This window comes from Alkalibacterium subtropicum (assembly GCF_900112455.1).
Lineage (GTDB): Bacteria > Bacillota > Bacilli > Lactobacillales > Carnobacteriaceae_A > Alkalibacterium > Alkalibacterium subtropicum.
In genome coordinates this window covers 67,630-84,666 of sequence record NZ_FOLT01000002.1, presented here as the reverse complement: position 1 = coordinate 84,666, position 17,037 = coordinate 67,630, and the positions used below count along the sequence as shown (strand labels likewise).

Annotated in this window: 14 protein-coding genes; all 14 read left to right on the top strand. The window is 44.4% G+C overall.

Going from position 1 to position 17,037, the window contains the following annotated elements:
• Positions 1 to 455: 455 nt before the first annotated feature.
• The 14 genes from BM049_RS02220 (at position 456) to BM049_RS02155 (ending at position 17,015) form a co-directional block, all read left to right on the top strand.
• Positions 456 to 1,154 (top strand): NAD(P)H-dependent oxidoreductase, encoded by a 699-nt coding sequence (locus BM049_RS02220; protein ID WP_091528336.1) that lies wholly within the window; start codon positions 456 to 458, stop codon positions 1,152 to 1,154.
• Between the two features lie 18 nt (positions 1,155 to 1,172).
• Entirely contained in the window at positions 1,173 to 1,355 is a 183-nt protein-coding gene (locus BM049_RS02215) for a hypothetical protein (RefSeq protein ID WP_091528334.1), read from the top strand.
• A gap of 102 nt (positions 1,356 to 1,457) precedes the next feature.
• On the top strand, positions 1,458 to 3,167 hold the full coding sequence (locus tag BM049_RS02210; RefSeq protein ID WP_177188563.1) for a DUF2207 domain-containing protein: 1,710 nt from the start codon (positions 1,458 to 1,460) through the stop codon (positions 3,165 to 3,167).
• 175 nt (positions 3,168 to 3,342) lie between these two features.
• On the top strand, positions 3,343 to 4,245 hold the full coding sequence (locus tag BM049_RS02205) for an AraC family transcriptional regulator (RefSeq protein ID WP_177188562.1): 903 nt from the start codon (positions 3,343 to 3,345) through the stop codon (positions 4,243 to 4,245).
• Positions 4,246 to 4,254: 9 nt separating this feature from the next.
• A complete protein-coding gene (locus BM049_RS02200; protein WP_091528329.1) occupies positions 4,255 to 5,421 on the top strand; it encodes a Gfo/Idh/MocA family protein in 1,167 nt (388 codons plus the stop codon).
• A gap of 35 nt (positions 5,422 to 5,456) precedes the next feature.
• The gene (locus BM049_RS02195) at positions 5,457 to 6,485 is read left to right on the top strand and encodes a Gfo/Idh/MocA family protein (protein ID WP_091528327.1); all 1,029 of its coding nucleotides are present in this window, start codon (positions 5,457 to 5,459) and stop codon (positions 6,483 to 6,485) included.
• Positions 6,472 to 7,335: a sugar phosphate isomerase/epimerase family protein gene (locus BM049_RS02190; protein WP_177188561.1), complete on the top strand. Its 864-nt coding sequence runs from the start codon at positions 6,472 to 6,474 to the stop codon at positions 7,333 to 7,335. Before BM049_RS02195 ends, BM049_RS02190 begins: the two co-directional genes overlap by 14 nt.
• 35 nt (positions 7,336 to 7,370) lie before the next feature.
• The gene (locus BM049_RS02185) at positions 7,371 to 8,447 is read left to right on the top strand and encodes a Gfo/Idh/MocA family protein (protein ID WP_091528711.1); all 1,077 of its coding nucleotides are present in this window, start codon (positions 7,371 to 7,373) and stop codon (positions 8,445 to 8,447) included.
• 629 nt (positions 8,448 to 9,076) lie between these two features.
• The gene (locus tag BM049_RS02180; RefSeq protein ID WP_091528326.1) at positions 9,077 to 9,787 is read left to right on the top strand and encodes a GntR family transcriptional regulator; all 711 of its coding nucleotides are present in this window, start codon (positions 9,077 to 9,079) and stop codon (positions 9,785 to 9,787) included.
• Between the two features lie 262 nt (positions 9,788 to 10,049).
• On the top strand, positions 10,050 to 11,561 hold the full coding sequence (locus BM049_RS02175; protein ID WP_091528324.1) for an MFS transporter: 1,512 nt from the start codon (positions 10,050 to 10,052) through the stop codon (positions 11,559 to 11,561).
• 180 nt (positions 11,562 to 11,741) lie between these two features.
• Complete coding sequence (locus tag BM049_RS02170; RefSeq protein ID WP_177188559.1) at positions 11,742 to 12,452, top strand: GntR family transcriptional regulator; 711 nt, start codon at positions 11,742 to 11,744, stop codon at positions 12,450 to 12,452.
• A gap of 277 nt (positions 12,453 to 12,729) precedes the next feature.
• Positions 12,730 to 14,256, top strand: a complete 1,527-nt coding sequence (locus tag BM049_RS02165; protein ID WP_091528320.1) for an MFS transporter — start codon at positions 12,730 to 12,732, stop codon at positions 14,254 to 14,256.
• A 17-nt stretch (positions 14,257 to 14,273) separates the two neighbouring features.
• A complete protein-coding gene (locus tag BM049_RS02160) occupies positions 14,274 to 15,995 on the top strand; it encodes a glycoside hydrolase family 3 protein (RefSeq protein WP_091528318.1) in 1,722 nt (573 codons plus the stop codon).
• A gap of 177 nt (positions 15,996 to 16,172) precedes the next feature.
• A complete protein-coding gene (locus tag BM049_RS02155) occupies positions 16,173 to 17,015 on the top strand; it encodes an HAD family hydrolase (protein WP_091528317.1) in 843 nt (280 codons plus the stop codon).
• Positions 17,016 to 17,037 lie beyond the last annotated feature (22 nt).

The window sequence follows — 17,037 nt, the reverse complement described above, 5'->3', positions numbered from 1 at the left end:
GCGGAGTTTCGCGAGTGAACAGTTTGAGAACAGAAATGTCGTACTCAGGCAAGCGGAGACTCGCGAGTGAACAGTTTGGAAACAGAAATGTCGCACTCAGGGAAGCGGAGACTCGCGAGTGAACAGTTTGAGAACAGAAATGTCGCACTCAGGCAAGCGGAGTTTCGCGAGTGAACATTTCTGGGCCGAGGATGTCATACCCACTCATACTGACCTTCCTGAGTCGACATTTTTCCATAAAAAATCGATTCTAAAGCAGTAAATTTACGAAAAATCAAAATGACGTATCAAAAGGAACAAACCGGAAAGTCCTGTTCATTTATGGGGCCTTCCGGTTTGGTCTGTTTATAAATCTCTTTTGCCAGGCGACTTCTAATGATTCACTTCTCTAATATAGATTTGGTATACTTAAGTTGCTTAATAAAAGACTAATCAGATATACAAGGAGAATTACTTTGAAAACTTTGATTATTGTCTCTCACCCGACGGTTGAAGAATCGGGCAGTCAGCAATTCCTGATTCAGTCATTGCCGGACGATGGAGAGATCACTCTACACGTACTTGAACAAACCTATCCTGAAGGTGAAATCGACCTGGAAAAAGAACAGGCACTCCTTCGCGAACATGATCGGATCCTTTTTCAGTTTCCGTTTTACTGGTACTCCTCGCCGCCGCTGTTAAAGAAATGGCAGGATGACGTCTTGACGGATCATTTTGCGTTCGGCTATCGCGGGACCAAACTTCACGGCAAAGAATTCGGTCTTGTCCTGATCATTGGCCTGCCTGAGAAAGAATACCAGACAGGTGGGGAGGAAGGTTTCTCTATCAGTGAACTCACCAAACCCTACCAGGCCATGGCTAAAAAGACTGGGATGACATATCTGAAACCTTTGACGATTTTTCAATTTCCTTATTTGACGGAGCCAGAGAAAAAAGCACTGCTTATCGCCTATCAGCAGTATATCAGTCTGCCTCAGCCCATATCATTGAAGAGAAAGGAAGACTGGGTGCTCGACCAGCTGGCAAAGACATCGAAAGAAACCTTGCCGACTGAAGGTGCCGCATTCGTTCTTGAAGCGGCTGCGGAGGCGATTGAAGACAACCGGATGGAACTGGACGAGCTGCGTCTGCATATCGACAACTACGATGTATAAAGGAAGAAGAGGGATAGCATGCAAGAGAATCAGTGGCTGATAAAACAGCTGGAACAGCTGGAAAGTGACAGTCGGGACTACAAGCAGAAAGCGCTGCTTCAGGCGACGATCGCTTTGCTCGAAGAACAGGAAAAACGGAGAGGACAGCTCCAGGGAGAACTGGACGGAACACTCTGGAGCCCTGGAAACTGGAATATTTAAGCATTTATAACTGACAAAATGAAAAATCAGTCCTAAGACCGTTATCATTCAGACCTGTCTTTTATATACTGGTAACAAGAGTAAAAAATGGAGGACGTACTAATGAAAAAAAGTTGGGTAGGTTGGTTGCTGGTTGTATTATTCAGCTCAGTAATTGTCAGTGGGACTGTTCATGCTCAGGAAAATGAAATGACTGAGATGCGTGTATCGGTCGAGCTGCTTGAGAACGGGACCGGTATCATCACGGAACAGAGAGACATTGTCCTGGAAAGCGGCACGGAACTTTATATCGTCATCAATGAGGAAGATGGACTGGAAGTTCTTGATTTTCAAGTGGATGGTTTGAGGGAAGTCGAGGACTGGGATTCTGATTTATCTCGAGAAGAAAAGGCCGGCACTTATGGAGTGATCCAAACCAGAGAAGGTGTCGAACTTGTCTGGGGAATAGAAGCATACGGCGAGCAGTCGTATACACTGTCTTATACTGTCGCTAATGTAGTGAGACAGTTGAATGATGGGCAGGCTCTGTTCTGGGATTTCAACACTTTTGGTGACCTTGAACCGGAAAATCTTTTTATTGAAATAGGTGGGCCACAGCCTTTTTCTGAAGAAGATACCCGCCTCTATGGTTTTGGATATGAAGGACAAGTGGATCTGGTGGACGGCGTCCTGCGCTCAACTTCAGAAGGCGGGGTCGAAGAAGACCGGCCGGTAGCAATCTTGATGCAGTTTTTAAATGATCCGTTCATACCTTCTTATTATGTCGATGAAACGCTGGAAGAACAGATCGAACGCGCTGAGGCGGAAACCAGCCGGGGCGGCGAGGGGACTTTTGACAGTTCCGTGCTTGTGACAGCCCTCGCTTTTATCGTTGCCGGTTTTCTCGCTTTTGTCTTTGCTTTGTATAAAATCGATGCCAAGAAAAAAGAACAGGGAAAAGTCCCGTCAGCCCATGCACAGCGCAAGCGCAACAAGGGGCTGATGTTCACTGCGATCCCTTACAAAGACGGGGAACTGACGGATATTGCCTTCTTCCTGCAGCAGCTTCAAAAAGGGACCTATGAACAGTATATCTTTGCCTATTTACTTAAATGGTCAAAAGAGAAACTTGTGTCAATTCAAACAGAAGCAGATGAGTCAGCTGATGCAGAAACAACAGTCTTGACCTTCGCTCCACACACTTTCCGGAAAAAAAGAGAGAACAGTCTGAATACGTCCCATTTCGAACTGGAACTGTGGGAGATTTTCATGAAAGCAGCGGATGACAAGAATCAGCTGACGAATGAAGAAATGACGAGCTGGGCAGAAAAGAATGGGAAAGACCTTCAGGCGCTTCAGCAAAGCCTGATGGATGAATCGCAGGCTGTACTGGTTAAAGAAGGCTATCTGAAAGAGAAAACGCTGAGATTCATGACAATGAAGCTGCCCTTTCTGGGTATCACTAAAAAAGGGCAGAAGTTGTACGATCGGTTGACCCAGTTTGAAAATCATATCAATGCGCTGAAAAAGGACCCCTCTCTTTCTTACCGTCAGCTTATTGAAGAAAAAGATTTTCTGATTTGGGCAAGCCTCTACGGTAAAGAAGAGGACCTGATCAGCCAGTTGGAAGAGGTTGTACCTGAATGGCAGACTCAAGAAATCGATGGTCTTCCTTATTTTTACACAGGCTATTATGGGCTTCATATGATGTCGACCAGCGTGCATACCGGATTGTCCAATGGCGGCTATACTCATACAAGCGGCACGGTTGGTCCGACGTCGATCGGCGGTGGCGGCGGCGCGATCGGAGGCGGAGGCGGAGGTGTCCGCTAAGCGGGCACCTGTCCGTTTGATCAGTAGAAAAAAAGAGCAGAAAGGAAGTTGAACGATCTAAGTTCACCTCCTTTTCTGCTCTTTTTCCTTGCACCCATTCAGTGCTTCCCGTATGATAAAAGCAGTTTCAGTCAATTTTACATAGAAATGTTTACAGAAAGAGGCAATGATAATCATGAAGAAAAACTCTATAATGAAAGGGTATCCAAAAAAGGAGGAGCATTTCAGTTTCGCCCCTGACCTTATTGCACAGGCAAATGTAAAGGGTTTAGCGATTCCGTATGAGTTTCACTCCCATCAGCAGTTCGAAGTTTACGTTCTTCAGGAAGGAAAAGGACAGTATCTTATCAATAACCAGATAGTCGAACTTCATCCTGGGATGGTCATCCTGCTTGATGGGACGGAGCTGCATAAAGTTCAAGTGACCGGGAACGAGAAAGAGTACGTCAGAAGTCATATTCACTTTGACCCGAAGTGGCTCGAGGATTTAATAGCCGGCAGTAACTCTTCGTATCTTCTCGATTATTTTAAAGCGTTTCACCACAGGATATTCACCTTCGACAAGCAGGAAGACTTGAATGAAGTCATCTCCCTGATCGAAAAGCTGAGCCATATCACTCAGAGCGAACAGTCCGGGGTGGATGAAGCTGATGGCAGGATCACCCTGCTTTATCTGCTGATGAAAGTTTATCGTTCAGAGAAGTCGGATGTGATGAAAGACAGTTTCGCCAAGACAGACAAAGCCATAATGGCGGAAGAGATCGCTTCTTATGTCCAGCAGCATTTTAATCAGAAGATGACCATAAAGGGCATAGCCCAAGCACTTAATTTAAGCGAGTCATACGTTTCGCACCTGTTCAAAGAGGTCACAGGCTATACGGTGATGGAATATCTGATGAACTATCGGCTGATTCAGGCTAAAGCCTACATGGGTCTGGCTCCGCTTGAGTCGACGATCAAGGAATGCGCGCTGGAATGCGGATTTGAAAGCGATGCCCATTTTAATCGCTTTTTCAAGAAAAGAACGGGAATGACTCCAAAACAATACAAAAAAAAGATCATAACTGAAAGGGAATAGGTGAATGGAATGAGTAAAAAAGTAAGATTAGGTATTATCGGTTTAGGCGCACAAGGAGGTATGTATGCCAAGTTCATCAAGGACGGTATGGTACCGAACATGGAGATCGGTGCGATCTGCGACATCGACACGTCTAAGAAAGACGTCGTTGAATCAGACTACCCAGATGTTCCATTTTATGAAGACTATATCGAAATGATGGAGAGCGGCGATGTTGATGCCGTTGTAACAACAGTCCCACACTACCTGCATCCGGAAATGGGTATCGAAGCACTGAAACGCGACATTCATGCATTAGTAGAGAAACCAGCCGGCGTTTACACCAAACAGGTCAAAGAGCTGAACGAATTCGCTCAGACCAAGCCGGAAGTCACATTCGGGATCATGTTCAACCAGCGTAACAATCCATTATACAAGAAAATCAAAGAGATCGTCGACAGCGGCGACATCGGCAAGATCCGCCGTACCAACTGGATCATTACGACCTGGTGGAGACCTCAGCCTTATTACGATCAAAGTGCATGGCGTGCAACTTGGGGCGGCGAAGGCGGAGGCGTCTTAGTCAACCAGGCACCGCATCAGCTGGACTTATGGCAGTGGATCTGCGGTGTGCCGGAATCTGTGTATTCTAAAGTGTCTTATGGCTTCCGTCGCAATATTGCTGTTGAAGATGAAGTGACAGCAGTTGTCGATTACGGTGATGGCGCTACAGGCACATTCATTACGGCTACGCACGACCTGGTCGGGACAGACCGTTTCGAGATCCTTGGAGATAAAGGTAAGATCGTCGTAGACGGCAGTCAAGTGGCTACAGTGACTCGACTGAAGAAACCTGAACAGGAACTCAGTGAAGAAATGGACTTTGAAGACGTTAAGAAGCTCTTCATGGGTCAAATGGACACCGATGAGTTATACACTCAGGAAAAAATCGAATTTGAAAGTTCCTGGGGCGAACAGCACTCTGGCGTACTGGAGAACTTTGCAGCTAATATCCTGGACGGCACACCGCTTCTTGCCCCCGGTTCTGATGGGATCAACGGCGTACGACTGGCCAATGCCATCCACTTGTCAAGCTGGACTGGCGAAGAAGTCAGCCTGAAAGACCTGAATGAAGAGGTTTATCTGGAAGAATTGAACAAGCACATCAAAGAAGAAGGAAAGTTCGAAACTAAATAGTCAATAAGCCAAACGAAACGGGAAGTGAGTGTTTTATGTTAAGAGTAGGATTGATCGGTCTGGGCGATGTGTCGCCGGTACATGTTCATGCGATTCATGCCAGTGACTATGGTGAATTAGTGGCAGTCTGTGATACGAATATGGAACTCAGTTCAAATTTTCCTGAGATACCTTTTTTTGCCAATGTCGACCGAATGCTTGAAAAAATGAATCTGGACGTTGTGCATCTCTGCCTTCCTCATGACTTGCATTATCCTATCACACAAAAATGTGTGTCACACGATGTCCATGTTTATCTGGAAAAACCTGTGGCGATGACTTATGAAGAGGCACTCAAACAGCTGGAAGTTATGAAGCAGACTGACAAAAAGATCTGTGTCAGTTTTCAGAACCGCTATAATGCCAGCTTTATCCGCCTGATGGAAATACTTGAAAATGAAGATGTCGGAGAAGTGACCTCCATCAAAGGACTGGTCACCTGGTTCCGGCCGGAATCTTACTATACGTCCAAGCCTTGGCGCGGTCAGAAAGACAGAGCAGGCTATGGTTCGATCATCAATCAGTCGATCCATACACTGGACCTCATCCAGCTGATCGGCGGCGATCTGAAGAGCTGTAAAGCCGTCCTGTCTAACCTGACTGACTATGATATCGAAGTAGAAGATACGGCCAGCGCGACCTTTACCTTTACATCCGGAGTCAAAGCCTTTTTCCATGCGACGAATGCCTATACGGAGAATTCGTCTGTGGAGATCCAGGTCATTACTGAAAAAGAAAAATTCACGATCAAAGACAGCCGGTTGTACATCACCAATGATGAAGGCAGAAAAGAAGTGATCATTGAAGACGACAAGCTGCCGGGCTCCAAGTTCTATTACGGTGCCGGCCACATGCATCTGATCGACCGCTTCTATGAAAGTATCCTGAACGATACAGATGATTATGTAACGATCGAAGACTCGATACCTTCTATGCAGATGATCAAGCTGATGGATCTGTCTTCCAATAATACGAAACGACCTGAACGAATCGAACTGGAGGAGATAAACTATGTCACAAGCTAAAATTGGCGTGCAAGCCATGATGTTGAAAGAAAAATTTGAAGAACTCGGTGCGTACGATACGCTGAAGAAAGTCAGCGAACTGGGGTACCATTCGATCGAGATTTCTCAAATCCCGATGACACCTGAAAATGTTGAAGCGATCAGAAAGGCTTCGACGGACTTCGGTATGGAGATCGCGTCCATGTCAGCCGGTCTGAAGCCGATGACAGAAGGACAGGAGTCATTGAGCACACACTTTGATAAAATCGTTGAAGACTGTAAGGCTGTTGGCGCAGACATCCTGCGTATCGGTATCCTGCCGTTTGACGCTATGGCTTCTTTAGACAAAGTCATCGAATTTGCCCGCGAAGCAAACAGCTATGCCGAAAAGCTGGCTGAACATGGAATCAAGCTTTACTACCATAACCATCATATCGAATTTACAAAATATGACGGCAAGTTCCTTTTGGATATCATCCGTGAAGAAGCACCGCTGTTAGGATTCGAACTGGATGTTCACTGGATCCAGCGCGGCGGCCGCAACCCGATCGAAGTCCTGAAAGAATATGAAGGCAAAGTCGATCTGGTCCATCTGAAAGACTACCGCATCTCACAGCTTCCGGACGAAGCGTTTGAGGCACTTAACAATGGAGACATGAAAGCCTTCATGCAGGCCTTCACGAATATTATCCAGTTTGCTGAACTCGGCGAAGGGACACTGGATCTTCCAGGTATCATCGAGCAGAGCATCAAGAGCGGTGCCCGCTATCTGCTAGTCGAACAAGACGACCAGTACGGCAGAGATCCGTTTGACTGCCTGGCAACTTCACGCGACTACTTGTACGAAAACGGCTATAAGCATCTCTTTTAAAACAGCTGAAATAATTTTGAGAAGGTGAAATGGATTTGAGTAAACAAGATGGAATGAATTATGCACCGAAAGGGAAAGTGAACCGTGTCGTCGATGAAGGCGAATTTACCTTCGGCGTGGCGGCTTTGGACCATGGACATATCAACGGGATGACAAATGGTTTGGTTGAAGCGGGTGCGACGTTGAAATGGGTCTATGATCCTGATCCTGAAAAGGTCAAAGAATACAGAGAACAGTTCCCTCAGGCAGAAGTCGCTGAATCGATCGACCAGATCCTGGATGATCCGGAAGTGAAATTAGTCGCTGCTGCTGCGATCCCGAATGAGCGCAGTGCGTTAGGAAACCGCGTGATGAAAGCTGGGAAAGATTACTTCTCAGACAAGACAGCTTTCACGACCATGGAACAACTTGATGAAACGAAAAAAGTCGTCAAAGAAACCGGCCAGAAGTTCTGGGTCTATTTCAGTGAACGTCTGCACGTGGAAGGCGCAATCTTTGCCGGACAGCTTATCGAAGACGGTATGATCGGTGATGTCATTCAGATCACAGGATTCGGTCCGCACCGCTTGAACAAGGAAAGCCGTCCAGACTGGTTCTTTAATAAAGAACAGTACGGCGGTATCCTCTGTGATATCGGCAGCCACCAGATCGAGCAGTTCCTGACTTTCACAGGTAATAAAGATGCAGAGATCCTTCACAGTAAAGTAGGGAACTACGCCAATCCGGACAAGCCGGAACTGGAAGACTACGGCGATGCGACGCTTGTCGGCGAAAACGGTGCGACCTTTATCTTTAAAGTGGACTGGTTCACACCGGACGGCCTGAGCACCTGGGGCGATGGCCGTATGTTCATCACAGGAACTAAAGGGACGATCGAAGTGAGAAAATATGTGGACGTGGCTAAAGAAGAGAGCGGCGACCATGTTTATCTCGTCAATGAAGAAGGTGAAAAGCATTATCATGTCAGCGGAGAAGTCGGTTTCCCATTCTTCGGGGAAATGATCAAAGACTGTATCGACCGCACAGAAAATGCGATGACGCAGGAGCATATCTTCAAAGCACAGGAACTGTGTATCCTGGCTCAGGAAAAAGCTATCCGCGTCAAAAACTAAAAGATTTATTAGGAAACGAGATAACGATGCCGTTATCTCGTTTTTTCTATACAATGAAGGACAGTGTTAGTTATCAGAAGAGATCGCAGAAAAAGAGATGAGTGGGCCGGAGACACATCGAATAGGGCTTATAGCTGTGTATTTGCTTAAATTAGTTTTGTTCTTTTGACTTTTTTGCTCAAGTTCAGTGTACAATCTATGGAAGATGAATGAATAGACCTATGGCGGATCGATTTCGATTTAATGAAATATGTGGAAGGAGCGAACAAGCCGAACCCGGGGAGACTTCGGGTTATTAGATACAGGTCGTCTTATGAATAGACTGAACAGTGCTAGATTCGGTTCATAGAAACTCATGTACAGACTTGAATAAACTGAATATCCCAAACTTCGGCTTATAGAAACGATAGATGAAAATGAATGAACCGATGCTGACTGAATCAAGCATTCCCATATATTTTCTTAGACAGGAAGAAGGGAACAACTATTCAATAAGAAAAAATGCCGATAAAACCCATCGATTTACGCTAAATTTCGATAAAGTCTAACATTTCCCTCTCTTTTGTGTTATATTTTAAGATATTAGTATATAAGACAGCGATTACATAAAAAAAGAAGGAAGATAAAAAATGATGCAGAATATTACCCTACAAGATCAGACGTACGAAAAGTTACGTGAAATGATCATAAAAACAGAACTCTATCCCGGACAGAAAATTTCGGAATCCAGCCTGATGGAAATGCTGGAGGTCGGCCGTACGCCGATCAGAGAATCTCTGAAACAGCTGAAAAAACAAGGCCTGGTCTATACCTTCCCGCAATCCGGGACTTATGTTTCCAAAATCGATATGGAGCAGGCGATCCACTCACGCTTCGTCAGAGAATGCGTGGAAAAAGAAGTGATGGTCGAGTTGAGTGCCAATATGGACAAAAAAGCCGAACAACGACTCCAGACTATTCTGGATGAACAGAAAGTGCAATTTGAGAAAGGTAATATTTCAGGTTATCATGATCTGGATAACGAATTTCACCGCACCTGTTATGAGATCGTCGGGAAAGGTCAAATCTGGAGCTGGATCAAAGAGTTCAGTGTCCATTTGGATCGTTTCAGATGGCTGCACCTGAAAAACATCACGTTTGATTACAATCAGATCCTGGAAGAGCATAAAGATATCCTGGCAGCAATAAAAGCCAGGAAAACAGAAGAAGTAAAATACCTTGTCGTTAATCATATCCACTTTATGGTGAAATCTCAGACAAATATTATTGACAAGTATCCTGAGTTCTTTTTAAAAGAAAAGGTACAACCGCTAAATGAAGCTGAAGATGCCATATTGTGATAAAAAGTACAGATGGACATTACTTCAAATTCTCGTCAAAATTAAATGATTAAACAAACCTATAACAACAGCCTTGAAACTGATTTCTTCAAGGAATAGTTGTTGTAGGTTTTTTTATTTGAAAAGGGTGTAGACTTATCAAAACATGTATGCTAGTATACTAGTATACATGTTAGCGGAAACGGTTTTTTAGAAATAGCACTTATTTTTTAAACGTTTATGTAAGCATATACAAATAATGAAAATAGAAGGAGTTTTAGTCATGGATATAGCACAAGAAAATAACAGGGCTCAAGCCGAAGCAAAAGTGAAATCGGTATCAGGAAAGAAAAGAGAATTCAATAGAGCGAAGGTCTGGCAGATCGGATTTTTTGCGGCTAACAATACGGCTACGAACGCTTATATGTTTTTAATGATGAATGTGGCTTATTTTGCAACCGGTGTCGTTGGCTTAGGAACAGTACTTGTCTCAACGATTATTACAGGGAGCCGAATCTTTGATGGTATCACAGATCCGATCATCGGAATGTGGATCGACAAGACAAACGGCAAGTTCGGTAAATTCAGACCTTTTATGGCTGGGGGCTATTTGCTAATGACTGCAGTCATGCTGCTGCTCTTCTTTACGAACCAGTTGGTGCCTGATCCATTGAAAATGCCGTATTTTATTGCGCTTTACGCGTTGTACATTATAGGTTACACCTTCCAGACAGCCGTAACGAAATCAGGCCAGTCAGTTATTACAAGTGATCCGGAACAGCGTCCGCTTTTCTCTACATTTGATATTTCAATGACGTCGATCTTTTTTGCCGGCGCAGGCATCTACTTGTCAAACTACCTGGTACCTAAATACGGTGGATGGAACAGTGAAGGCTTGTTTCGCGAGTTTGCTTTGACTTTTATCATCTTCTCAGGCGTACTGACGACTTTGGCTGTGATCGGGATTTGGACGAAAGACCGTCCGGAATTCTTTGGGACGGGAGAAGTCAAGAAAATCACGTTCAAAGACATGTGGCAGATCCTCAAAGGAAACCGACCACTGCAGATGCTGGTCATCACCGCTTCCACAACGAAATTAGGTCAGCAGGTCGCAACAAACTCCATCGTTATGGTCATGCTTTTTGGGATCATCATCGGTGACTACGGTATGTTCGGTATCCTTTCGGCAATCATGCTCGTACCTAACGTGGTTATTGCGTTCTTTGGTACACGTATTGCCGGAAAATATGGTACGAAACAAGGGTACGTCCTGTCGACCTGGGCTGCGATCGCCACATTCGGCGGCATGTTCCTGCTGTTAGTTCTAGGCGATCCAAAAGCGATCGCGATGGACAACTGGGGCTTCATGACGATTGCCTTCGTTACGCTTTATGTCATCGGTAACGGTGTGCGTACACTATCAGGCGGACTGGTTATTCCAATGATCCCGGATGTCACCGACTATGAAACGTATAAGACAGGACGCTACGCACCAGGCGTGATGGGGACGATCTTCTCATTCGTCGACAAGATGATTTCATCTTTTGCACAGACGATCATCGGATTCTCATTAGCCCTGATCGGATACGAGCAGCTCTTCCCGGATGTGAATACACCCTATTCCGATAATATCTTGTGGGTGACTATGTTCCTTTTCGTGGGCACATTGGTCTTTGCGTGGGTCGCTTCACTGATTGCCATGTACTTCTATGATCTGGATAAAGATAAAATGCTCAAGATCCAAAACGAACTGCAGGATAAAAAAGATGAATTATCTGCTAAAAATAACCAGTAAGCAGTGTCTGGATTTTAAATGACATGTTAAGGATGTGAAAAAATGAGATAGCTGAAAAACTATCTCATTTTATTGAAAGAAAATGTAAGCCTTACCATAACAGCGCCAAAAAAATTCGGATCATTCTGTAAGGAAAATCAATGAAGTCTTGATATTTTAAATCGAAAGGAAGGCATGATCATGCTCAAAAATATAACGATTCAGGACCAGATATATGAAAAATTGAATGAAATGATCATAAAAACTGAGCTGTATCCAGGCCAGAAATTATCGGAGTCACGATTAATGAAACGTATGGAGGTCGGTCGTACCCCGATCCGGGAATCGATCAAACAACTAAAGAAGCAAAATCTGCTGTATACTTTTCCGCAGTCGGGAACCTATGTGTCAAAAATAGACTTGGATCAGGCGAACTATTCCAGATTTTTGCGGTTATATACGGAGAGAGAAGTGATGGCTGAACTATGCGACGTTCTCGATGAGAGCTCTGAGATAAGCCTGAAGGCTATACTCGATCAGCAGAAGCTGGAGTTTAAAAATGGGAACATATCAAAATATCATGATCTTGACGATGCATTTCACCGTACCTGTTATGAAATCCTGGGCAAAGGTCAGATCTGGAAATGGATCAGAAAGACCAGTGTCCATTTGGATCGCTTGAGATGGCTGAACTTGAAGAATATCACCTTTGATTACAATCAAGTTCTAGAGGAACATCAAAATATCCTCGCAGCGATGAACTCCGGAAATAAAGCAGAAGTAAAAATCCTTGTCGAAAAACATATCAACTTTATGGCCAGTTCTCAAACACACATTATTGACAAGTATCCCGACTATTTTCTGGAAAAAACAAAACGGTCTGTACAAGCTACGAAAGATACTGTGTTGTGATACAATCGCAGTAGATAGAAGCATTCAAATTGTTGTCACAAAATCATCAGCCGTTGGAAACCTCTTGACTAAAGACTTGAACTGAGCTGGTTTATAACAGAATTAAGGCAGGGCATCATTTTTTAAAAGAAAATATGAAAACGGTGTAGATTTATCTCTCCGCATATGCTAGTATACTAGTATACATGTTAGCGAAAACGCCTTATCGTAAAGAGCATTTATTTTTAAGCGTTTTTGTAAGCACATACAAATATAGATATAGAAGGAGTTTTTCACGATGGATGTAGGACACAGAACAAATGAAGCTAAAGCTGAATCAGATGTGAAAGCGGTAGCAGGAAAGAAGCGAAATTTCAATAGAGCTAAAATATGGCAGATAGGGTTCTTTGCGGCTAATAATACGGCAACAAATGCTTACATGTTTTTGATGATGAATGTAGCTTATTTTGCAACTGGTGTCGTGGGCTTAGGTACAGTGATCGTATCAACGATCATTACAGGAAGCCGAATTTTCGATGGCTTTACGGATCCGGTCATCGGGATGTGGATCGACAAGACAAACGGTAAATTCGGTAAGTTCCGTCCCTTTATGGTCGGTGGTTATCTCTTGATGACGGTGGTCATGCTGCTGCTCTTCTTTACGAACCAGCGGGTCCCTGATCCAATGAAATTACCTTACTTCATCGTTTTGTATGCCCTTTATATTATAGGTTATACTTTCCAGACCGCTGTAACAAAATCCGGTCAATCAGTCATTACAAGCGATCCGGAACAACGCCCTATTTTCTCTACTTTTGATATTTCAATGACATCTATTTTCTTCGCAGGGATCGGCATTTATCTCGCTAACTATCTGGTGCCGAAATATGGCGGCTGGAACAGTGAAGCGCTGTTCTATGAATTCGCTTTAACCTTTATTGTGTTTTCGGGGATTTTGACTACTCTAGCCGTTATCGGTATCTGGTCAAAAGACCGTCCCGAGTTCTTCGGTACAGGTGAAGTGGTCAAAATCACATTCAAAGACATGTGGCAGATCCTTAAAGGAAATCGTCCGCTTCAGATGCTGGTCGTTGCCGCTTCTACAGATAAACTGGGACAGCAGGTCGCAACAAATTCGATCGTTATGGTCATGCTTTTCGGTATCGTTATCGGTGATTATGGCTTGTTTGGGGTCCTTTCGGGGATCATGCTTATTCCGAACGTTATCATTGCGATATTCGGAACACGGATCGCGGCAAAATTCGGTACGAAACAAGGGTATATTCTAGCAACGTGGGCATCTATTGCCGCTTTCGTCGGTATGTTCCTGCTCATCGTTTTAGGTGATCCAAGCGCTATCGCAATGGATAACTGGGGATTCATGACGATTGCATTCGTTACATTATACGTTGTCGGTAACGGTGTACGCACCCTTTCCGGTGGACTGGTCATTCCGATGATCCCGGATGTTACAGACTATGAAACGTATAAATCCGGACGTTATGCTCCGGGTGTCATGGGGACCATCTTCTCATTTGTTGATAAAATGATTTCATCATTTTCTCAGACTGTTATTGGATTTACTTTGGCATATATCGGGTTTGAACAAGTTTTCCCTGATGTCGATACACCATACACAAGCGAGATTTTATGGGTGACGATGTTCCTGTTTATAGGGATCTTATTATTTGCCTGGATCGCTTCGTTGATCGCTATGAAGTTTTACGACCTGGATAAAGATAAAATGCTGATGATCCAGAATGAACTGCAGGACAGAAAAGATGAAGTTCTAGCTAAGAAAGAAAAAGCGAAACAAAACCAATAAGAAAAGAGCAGATTTGAATGCCTAGATTAGTCGACTTAACAAAGAAACCTTATCAGCTTGATGAAAGTCAAATCAGCTGGGTCGAAGAAACAATAAAAAATATGTCTGATGAAGAAAAAGTGGGTCAGCTCTTTACTAACCTCTTTTTCTTTGGAGAAGACAAGTTCAGCGGGAATGATTTCACCAATGAAGAAATCATCGAACGGTTCCATATCGGAGGGGCCCGCTATCACGGAAGTACCTCAAAAGAGATCCAGGAACTCATCAATTCGCTGCAGAAAAAATCTGATATTCCTCTGCTGGTAGCTGCCAACTGCGATGCGGGCGGGAACGGCGCCACGAGCGATGGAACGTATATTGCCTCAGGGGCTCAGGCTGAGGCTTCCAGAGATACCAAAGTGGCTTATGATGCCGGTTATGTCTCGGGACGAGAAGAAACAGCACTTGGTGCCAACGTCAACTTCGATCCCTGTGTAGATATCCTCAAAAACTGGCGCAACACGATCGTCAATACGCGCGCTTATGGAACGAATGCGGACGATGTCATCAAATACACCACAGCCTACTTGGAAGGACTGACCCAGAGTGAAGTCATCCAGTGCATCAAGCACTTCCCGGGTGACGGCACGGAAGAACGAGATCAGCATCTAGTATTAGGCGTAAATGAACTGTCAGTCGACGAATGGGAAGATTCTTTCGGGCGTGTGTATAGTCATCACATCGACAACGGTGTCGAAATGATCATGGCCGGGCATATCGCTTTGCCGGAGTATCAGAAAGCTCTTGATCCATCACTGGAAGACAAAGACATCCTTCCGGCCACCTTGGCTCCTGAACTGATCCAGGATCTTTTGAAAACAAAGCTGGATTTCAACGGCATGGTGATCACGGATGCCTCTCATATGCTCGGGATGACAGCTGCCATGCGACGCGAAGACTACGTGCCGCAGTCGATCGCGGCCGGCTGTGACATGTTCCTGTTCTTCAATAATATCGAAGAAGACTTTAACTTCATGCTTAAAGGGTACCAGAATGGCGTGATAACTGAGGAACGTATGACTGATGCGTTGCGTCGTATCCTGGGATTGAAGGCGAAATTGAACCTGCACGAGAAAAAAGAAGCAGGCACACTGCTGAAGTCAGAAGAAGACCTCAAAGTGATTGGCAGTGATGAACACCTTGAGATGCGAAAAGGTGCTGCAGACAAAGGGATCACGTTAGTCAAAGATACCAAGGACAACCTGCCGATCAGTCCGGAAACGCACCGACGTATCCGCCTGTATTACCTTGAAGGAGAAAAAGGCGGCATGATGGCAACCAGTGACGAAACAGTAACCTTCATTAAAGAAGAACTTGAACATCGCGGTTATGAAGTCACATTCAATGACGGGAACTCCCGCGTTAAAGGACGCACACTCGACTACCGTGAAAATGTCGATCTGGCGCTTGAAGTAGCTAATGTCGTGGGCTATGGTGCCCAGAACAACTACCGTATTCAGTGGACGGTAGCGATGTCCAATGAAGTCCCTTGGTTCGTTCATGAAGTGCCGACAGTGTTCGTGTCGTTGAACTATACGACACACCTGCATGACGCAACGATGGTCAAGACTTATATCAATGCTTATCATGATAATGAAGAAACGATCAGACAGCTGATCGACAAACTAGAAGGGAAATCTGAGTTCAAAGGCGTTCCTAATGAAAATGTCTGGACTAACAAGTGGCAGGCTAAACTTTAAATCAAATTAGGAATAACCTCCAATAATTAGAAAGGGTCTAATTTATTGGAGGTTTTCTTTCTGTGATATCATAAATAAAGAGGGACTATGACTTTTCTTTAAATAAGTGTTGTAAGTGAAGGGGTTTCATGCTAGTATACTAGTATACTAGTTATAATGATATTATGAGGTGAAAAAATGAAACAACGTTTAGAAGAGTTCGAAAAAAAGCATGAGTATTTAGTTTGTGTAGACTCTGATGGCTGTGCCATGGATACAATGGATATCAAACATTTTCATTGCTTTGGACCTCGAGCCGTTGACGTATTCGAAATCGATTCAGTAAAAGACGAATTTTTAGAAATCTGGAATGAAATCAACTTGTTCTCGATGACACGAGGCATCAACCGGTTTAAAGGACTGGCATTATCTTTCGAGATCGCTAACGAAAAAGGCCTTGATGTTCCTGAACTTGCGCATGTAAAAAAATGGACCGAAGAATCAGATGAATTATCCAAACCTTCACTGCAGAGAGAAATCGAGAAAACCGGTGAAGAAGAGCTGAAGCTAGCGCTGCTTTGGAGCGACCGTGTGAATGAGTGTATCGAAGGACTTTCTGGAGAAGACCATCCGTTTGACGGCGTTAAAGAAGGTCTCGCAGAACTGAGCAAAGTCGCAGACATCGCGATCGTTTCATCGGCCAATGGTGAAGCCGTTTACAACGAATGGACGAAGCATGATCTGGCCCCTTATGTTGAAGTGATGCTTGGACAGGAAGCCGGTTCGAAAGCGTTCTGTATCTCTCAGCTGAAAAAACACTATGAATCAGAGCATCAAGTCGTCATGGTCGGTGATGCGCCCGGGGACCTGGACGCGGCTGAGCAGAACGGCGTACATTATTACCCGATCGTTGTCGGTAAAGAAGCAGAGTCATGGGAACGACTTAAAACAGAAGCAAAAGATAAGCTGGTCAATGATGACTTCGACAAAGCTTATCAGGAACAGCTGATCAGAGAATTTAAAGCAGCATTAAGCAGATAAATCCTTAACTCACTCATATATG